Below are 6,000 nucleotides of genomic sequence, written 5' to 3' on the forward strand. Positions count from 1 at the left end.
TAGAAAAAAAATCGAAAAACCGGTGCCGCAATTAAGAAAGGCATTATGTTGAAAAAATCCCACGGTCTGAGAGAATACTTTCCTTTCCCCCGGAAACCACTTTTCACTTCACAGTACATATAAGCGCCTCAGTCAGCTTGCCTGATGGTCAGTCAAAAATAGAAGAAAAAATTGCTTTTATTTCCGCGGTTTTGCCATAAAAAGAAACCTCCGCCGGAAAGGAAGCTTTGTTCTTCCTGAAAAACGAAATCCGTGCTTACAGAATGATCCGGAAAAACTCTGCTAACAGATAATCCGGAAAAAAGGAAGCTATGTTTTCCGGGATAACAGTTCTCCCTCCTTCCCAGGCTCACGTAATATTTTTTTCACAGAACTCTTTTCCCTTCTTTGCAACCTCGTTTCCGGGGCTTAACTTAAGGGTCCGCGCATAGCACTTGTAAGCTTCCTTATATTCCCCGATCTCGCAGAGGAGTTCCCCACCCCGGAAGAGGGAGTTCAGGTGGTCAGGATCGCTTTCTAGGGCATTTTTGTATGCGTCCAGGGCTTTTTCTCTTTCCCCCAGTTCCATAAACAAATTGCCTTTCCAGTGCCAGGTCTCAGCATTGTCAGGCCTCATGATGGGAGCCTTGTTTCGGGAAAAGAAACTGAATTTTGGAAGTTTGCATGCCCAGTCAGAAGCCTTTTTGGGTTCGGCTGCCAGTGCTTTGTCGAAGGTCTCCAGGGCTTTATCGAGGAGCCCCATCCTGAAATAAACAACTCCCTTGCTGGTCAGAATTTTGGGGGATGCAGGGTCAAGGGAAAGCGCTTTTTCAAAGGATTCAAGAGCTTCTTCATTCCTGCCGAGGGCAGAGAGCACAAAACCCCTGTTGGACCATTCGGTCGGGCTGTCTGGTTTAACTTCCAGGATAGTATCAACAATCTCAAGAGCTTCTTCATATCTTCCGAGCTTGAAAAGAGACATTCCGCAACAGGACCGAACCTCCAGAACCTTGTCAAGGAACTCTTGTCCGCTGTCCTCCTTCCCTTTTTCAAAAAGCAGGTCTGCCATTTTATTCCAGGCATCAGCAGCTTCCCCATAAATAGCAAGAGCCTCTTCATATTTGCCCATCTGGAAAAAGACCCTGCCTTTGCCGTAGCTCTCCTCGGCGGATCTGTCAAGGTCTCTGAGGGTGTTTGCCATTTTTGCCATTTTTGCCATTTTTTGCCTCATCCATAAGTATTCGAAAAATAATGATGGAAATTTCTAAATTAATATTCAATAGTTAATATTTATAATTTGTTATGAATAGAGAGGTTTCAAGAATAACGGTTTGAGAAAAAATATAAATGAAACGACTTTGCAATAAGAAAAACTGGAAACATGCTAAACGTTTCAAGAAAAAAGATTTTAATAAAGAGACCTCTAAAAATGATTAGAAGCCATGGAAATATTTCGATTTTTTACTAATTTTAATTTTCCCTCTTATTTTCTTAAAAGTTTCATATAGTAAAAGCGATTTTTTCCAGTATCAAGCCATGCGATGTCTGTTTCACCGATAGGAGTCCCGACTTCAAGATTAACCCATTGGACATCAAAACACTTAAGAAGGAGAGAATCAAACTTTTCGGTCGCTATGCCCATTCTCCTGCAAACCTTTTCACGAACTTTCGGGATCTCAACTATTGTACTAATCGAACCTTTAATCTCAGATACCTCTTCGCTTAATACTTTGTAGAATAAATCTAGGCTGATTTTCCAGTCCATTTCTTTTGTTAATTTCATTAAGTAATCAACAATTACAATAGCAAGCCCGTCTCTTAGAAGATCTATATCTAATATGTTTTCTTGGTTTAGATTTTCCACTATGGAACCAAAAGACTCTTGATTAAGAGACTTTAAATTAAGACTTTCTTTTCTTAAGGCAAAAATAAGTTTCTCTGTATTATTTAAATTAAACTTATTTTCTAAATCAGATTTCATTTGATTATTGTTTAAAACAAAAAAATTTCTCATCTCACTGATAAGTTTATTTGTTTCAACAATCTGTTGCTCTTGTTTTTTTAATAGCTTCTCAATTGATAAAAATCGGCTTTCAAGTGTTCTTATCTCTTCAGCTAATCCATTAATATTTTCAGATTTTGACTTTCTTTGACCCTTCTTCATTTGATCCAATATGCCTTCAACTCTATCTGGTGGATAATTTCCATACTCAAGCTCGGTTGTAATTCTTTGGATAATTTTCTCTTTATCAATGTTTTCTTCCATATCATCCCATAGATATTTTGTCAGATAAGCCAATTCATCTTTTTTAGTAACTTTTTTGACTTTGGATGCCACGGAATAAATTTTTATTTTCCGTTCTAAATATTCACTATTTATAAAACCTTCAATAATGGCTTGTTTTAAATATATCAATACTTCTTCTTTATTTGATTTACTGGTTACATTATTCCTTAATTTTTTTGGCAATACTTCTATCAGAAAATCCTTGGAAAAGGACTCTATAATAGGATAAAATTCACGATATTTTAGTACAACTTCAAGATTTCCAACCTTGTCCTTTGCTTTCATGCTCTGAATTAGAAGTTCTGATAAATTTTCTTTAGAAACGTCCACTTCTGGAAGGGTAATATCTAAGTCATTGAACAGTTCTGCAATTACTTCTTCATTAAGTCTCAGAATTTTCTTTTTAAGGTTTAACTCGTTATTTTTCAGATCCGTTTCTATCATAGTATCCCATACAATTAAAAATTATTTGATACATTTTCTTAAAGCTTATGTTTATTAGTTAGATCTATCTAGAATTTCAGCCGTTGAGATACGTTTGGTTTTGGGCAGATACGTAATGTCAGCATTTCTTCTCAGTATTTGTTTAAACAATGAATCCATTTGAATTTCTTTATCAATGTATCTTGAATATTTCTTCATAGCATTTATATTATTATCTGCTACGAACACATTCAAGCCAAGCAAGCACCAAGCATAATCTGCTGAAATTCTGTGAACCATAAAAGTTGGAAAGTATTTTTTTTGTATGTAATTATCTTTATCTTTCTCCAGATCTTTTGAGCATTTATTATCTTCATAGCGTTTTCTTAATAAGTTGTAAACATTTATTGTTTCTAATTCAGTATATGAAATGAGTATCAGTAATCCTCTTTCTATTGCTTCATTTTTGAGTGCAGAAAACAAAATCTCTGTTTTTTTCTGAAGATTCCTACACGTATCTATTTTATTATCGAATTTGACAGCAAATTGCACTCCTATTGTTCTTCCTTTAAAATCAACTACAAGATCTATAGTTTCAAAGTCTTTATCTGTTGCATTCTTGTCTTTTATAAATTTACGCACATTGCTTTGACTAATCGAAAAATCATCGGAAAAAGCTTCAAGATAAACTTTAAAACTCTCTGGCAGTGCATTGGAGAAATCAAAATATGCTGATTTTGCCTTATTAGTTATTTTATTTATTTCATAGTCTAGTTGTTCACCTTCAAGAAGGTTCTCAATTTGATTTTTCAGATCTCTCTCATAATAAAAATAGCTAGAAAACTTGTTAACAATCCATGCAGCGTTGATTTCTGTCACAATAAGATGCGAATAATCACTACTATTACTAGATAAAAAGTTTAACTTCCTGTCTAAGGCAATCAAACAAGCAAGGCAAGTATCTCCTGGAATTGCTCCGGCTTTCCAAAAAAGGTTAATCGCTTTTCTGCTAAAAGGAAAAAGATTCAAACCCGAAGAAGTTATTGTTTCTTTGTATTGAGTTGGAAGGGGTATATTATTTCTTTTAGCCCAAATTTCCAAAAAAGCTGCAATCATTTCTTCGGTTTCATTCTCATCAAGTTTTTCCAGTTTATAATTTTCATAAGATTTATCAACATCTGTATAATTACTAACAGAGAAAAATCTTGACTTAAGAGAAATATCCTCTTCTAATACTTTTTTGAATTTATTATTGACATCTTCTGTTATTGCAAAAACAGCACATGAATAAGAAAGGTCATTAAGTAGCTGCCCCGTTATTTTTATTAAATCTTTAGCTATTTCGTTCTGAACTTCCTCCTTTCCCCCATTTTTGGAGTTTATTTTTCGAAGATATTCATCAACAGTATCCATTAATAAACAGATCCCAAAGTTATTGTCCATTTGTTTATCTCTGACTTCTCGGATAATTTCTTTAATCTCAGCCACTTTCTCAGTTGCAGATTTTTTGGGATCTAAAGTTATTCCATTGGAACATAAAAAATAATGAAATGAATCACTATTAATCACAGCTTCAACTAAGTAATCATAGCTTACTTTTGTATCTTTAAGGTTCAAAAGTACGAAAATTCGATTTTTTTCCTTCCATGTGCTTTCAAGATAGTTTAAAAGTTGAGTTTTTCCAGCGCCTGGCTGCCCCACAACTACTGTCATAGAAGGTTTTTCCATAGCATAGGGATAAACTTTATTTTCAAAAAAGTCAAGATATTTCTTTGCATTTGTTCCCACTAAAATTCCCTTTGTAAATTCATCAGGACGATGGAACCTGAATGGAGCATCTAGCTTAAACTTATTGCATAATTCACACATTTAGAACCCACTCTATAGTTTTATAGGAGAGACTTTGGTGAATTCTAGACTCTCTAAGTATTGTCTAAATCCAAGATGTCGCTCTAAATACTCAACAAATATTTTTTGTTCGCTCACGTCGATTTTGCTCAGATTCATGATATTTGATACGTCATCTTCTGTTATTATCCTCAAACCAATGGTGCTCACATAATTTGTGTTGAGTTTTAAATCTTTAAAAAATGTTAAATTATCGATTCCAAGCTCAATTTTATCTTCTTTGTCTTTTCCTATGCAGATAAAGAGCCCAGCTCCTGCTCTAGATTCTAATAAATCATCACCTAACTCTCTTGAATCTTTTTTACTAATTTTTGTTTCATCTATAAACTTAATAGATATCTTTTTATTACCATACTTCGTAGAATGGATTATTAGGCCATTTTTTCCAGAATCTCTTACGAAGCCAAGTTGTTGAAAATATATATCAAAAGCATCAGGTAGGTTACTTTTTTGAGAACTTTCATAAAAATCATCCTTAAGTTCTTGCAGTCTTTTTTTCAACTCATTTTCTCGAGTTATAATTTCTATTTCTTCCCATACTTTTGGGTTTTTTGAGAAATAAGTGTTTAACCTATTTCTGAAAACTACTTTTGAAATATCAAGTTCTGAAATTGCTATATCTTCAAAAGAATCAATCTCTGTTTCAATTTTTTCATTTAATGACTCTCTTAGAACAAAAAGCAATCCACCCACTAAAGGAGCTGCCTTCCAAGCAATTTTTATTGCTTCTTGCTCAAAGGGCCATGTGCTTGTGTAATCACTTATGACTCCTTTATTCACGTTGTTTTCTCTCAGCCATTTATCCATAAATTCCATGACCAGTTCATAGGCTTCTTTTTCGTTAAGCTGATCTAACTCAACTGGTTTGCCATCAATTCCATTGGGAATTATAATTCTCCTTCTATAAGTCTGGTCAGCGCGAACTACATCCCATATATTTGTGAAAGTAGATTGTGTCAAAGAAAATAGAATGCATACATTGTTTATGTTGTCCAAGATCATCCTGAACGTTCCCAAAAAGCTACTTATCTCCTTTTCTATTTTTTTGATATCAGACTCCTTTTCCAGAAGTATGTTCTGGAAATATCTATCTATTCCATCTACACCAATACATAAAGAAAACTTCTCATTTATTTTGTAACTTATTCGTTCAATTGAATCATTTATCTCATCAATTTTTGATTCATTTTTTTGAGAATCACTAAACTTAAGACCATGTCTTAAAATTAGATCTCTAAATATTTCGTTTGAATACACGTAATCAACAATATCACTTGGACTGTTTGGAATTTTTTCTTTTATATTATAACCTAAGTTTGACAGTATCCACTAATTGGTACTGAATATTTCCCTTCTTTTTTGACCCAACTGGACTTGACAATTCTCTTAATTTTATAAAAATT

Annotated in this window: 4 protein-coding genes; all 4 read right to left on the minus strand. The window is 33.7% G+C overall.

The features are described from left to right. Nucleotides 1–349: 349 nt before the first annotated feature. Entirely contained in the window at nt 350–1,198 is an 849-nt protein-coding gene (locus EO93_RS15695; RefSeq protein ID WP_235284305.1) for a tetratricopeptide repeat protein, read from the minus strand. 264 nt (nt 1,199–1,462) lie between these two features. Further along, nucleotides 1,463–2,710: a hypothetical protein gene (locus EO93_RS15700; RefSeq protein WP_048163519.1), complete on the minus strand. Its 1,248-nt coding sequence runs from the start codon at nt 2,708–2,710 to the stop codon at nt 1,463–1,465. A 54-nt stretch (nt 2,711–2,764) separates the two neighbouring features. Next, entirely contained in the window at nt 2,765–4,558 is a 1,794-nt protein-coding gene (locus tag EO93_RS15705; protein WP_048163520.1) for a zeta toxin family protein, read from the minus strand. A 12-nt stretch (nt 4,559–4,570) separates the two neighbouring features. Continuing rightward, the gene (locus tag EO93_RS15710; RefSeq protein WP_048163521.1) at nt 4,571–5,854 is read right to left on the minus strand and encodes a hypothetical protein; all 1,284 of its coding nucleotides are present in this window, start codon (nt 5,852–5,854) and stop codon (nt 4,571–4,573) included. Nucleotides 5,855–6,000: the final 146 nt, after the last annotated feature.

Source organism: Methanosarcina sp. 1.H.A.2.2 (assembly GCF_000979975.1).
In the GTDB taxonomy this organism is placed as follows: Archaea; Halobacteriota; Methanosarcinia; order Methanosarcinales; family Methanosarcinaceae; genus Methanosarcina.

Excerpts from the sequence above, each read along its gene's own strand:
- EO93_RS15695 (WP_235284305.1), bottom strand. The coding sequence starts at position 1,198 with ATGGCAAAAATGGCAAAAATGGCAAACACCCTCAGAGACCTTGACAGA.
- EO93_RS15700 (WP_048163519.1), bottom strand. The coding sequence starts at position 2,710 with ATGATAGAAACGGATCTGAAAAATAACGAGTTAAACCTTAAAAAGAAA.
- EO93_RS15705 (WP_048163520.1), bottom strand. The coding sequence starts at position 4,558 with ATGTGTGAATTATGCAATAAGTTTAAGCTAGATGCTCCATTCAGGTTC.